The sequence below is a fragment of the Fibrobacter sp. UWR4 genome (assembly GCF_003149045.1).
GTDB lineage: Bacteria > Fibrobacterota > Fibrobacteria > Fibrobacterales > Fibrobacteraceae > Fibrobacter.
In genome coordinates, this window is the sequence record NZ_QGDU01000086.1 from 1 (window position 1) to 1451 (window position 1451).

1 pseudogene is annotated in these 1451 nt (G+C 62.9%); it reads right to left on the bottom strand.

The window, feature by feature from the left end:
- Positions 1–1451 (bottom strand): annotated as a pseudogene (locus BGX12_RS15190) (hypothetical protein); the annotation flags it as partial.

Consider the following 1451-nt stretch of genomic DNA (forward strand, 5'->3'; position numbering starts at 1 on the left):
ATGCTTATAGCACGGTTCAGCGCGTCGTAGGCCGAGACCGTCGTGAACGTTTCCGACTCCAGCAGCGAGTCCGGGTCGGCGACGTTCCAGTCTATGGTCGCGTCGTAGGTCCTCGCGAAACGCCTTGCGCTCTCCAGCAGGTTGCCCTTGAAGTCGTAGGCTGCATTTTCGACAAGCCCGCTCTGGTCGTAGGATTTCCACATCATGCCGCGCAAATTACCGGCTTCGGGGGTCGGCGCAGATTCGCCATAGACGGTCCTGCCGACGAGCTTCTCGGTGCCGCCATTCTCGCTCAGCCACTGTTCTGTCGGTCGTCTCAAGGCGTCGTAAACGCTGCGGAGACGGTGGTTCCTCGCGTCAAAGCCCAGCGCGGGCTGGCCGTCGACAGCAAGTAATGTCATCCGTTCACCGGAGTCCATGCTATCCGTCCGGCAGGCCACGGAGAGGGAGTTGTAGGCGTAGGCCATCACCACGTTGCCGCGGGCGTCCGTCACGGAAAGGGGATTGCCCAAAACGTCGAACACAGTGTGCGTGGCGTACCTGCCCAGCGTCCCGTTGTCCGCGACGCTGTAGAACGTGCGTCCCTGCGCGTCCAGATACTCCACGGACGGAGTGTCCGCATGCTTTGCGGAGAGCCATGCGGCCCGCTTTTCAGGATTTGCAGGCTCGTTCCCCGCCGGGTCCGGCGAGCCCCTGTCCGCGTACCATGAACTTTCCAGCACGGTGTCATTTTGATCAAAACTCTTCTGTTCCCACGTGGCGAATTCCACCCTGCTGAACGTCCCGTCCGGCATGTCCGTGCGCACGAGCCTATCAAGTGGGTCGTAGTGCAGCACGGGCGTGACCCCGGTCTCGACGATGGCGGGTTCACTCTCGTAGGCATCCGTCCCGCTAAAATACGGCTCGTACTGCTTGACGGGATTTCCCGCGTTGTTGTAGACCGTGCGGCCGGAACCGACCCAACGTACATCAGTCCCGCTGTCCTTCTCGATGACGGTGCCGTCTTCCACGGCCCTGTACTTGCCGGGTTCCGCGACGGCCTTGGCCAGCACGACGCGGCCCGCACCGTCCGAATACTCGACGGACTCCAGCCACCTGCACGAGGCCTGGCCGTGCACCTCGCGGCGGCGGGTGCGCACATGGATTGGCGTAGACGATGTTTCGAAGCAGTCGAAATCGTAGATGAACTCCTCGGTGGGGCTGTCGAGCGTGTCGCCCTCGGCCCGCCCCGCCTTGCCCATCAGGGCGACCTTCGAGACGAGACCTAGGGGTGTCCAGTCCACCGCGGTCCGGTTCCCGTTCGCGTCCGTCACCGTCCGCGGCGACATGTAATGGTAATCGTTGTCAGCGTAGACGGTGTTCCCCACGGCGTCCGTGACGGATTCCACGAGCCATGAATGCGCGTCGTAGGCGACGGAAGCGAGGTTCCCGAAGGCGTCCTCGATTCCGCA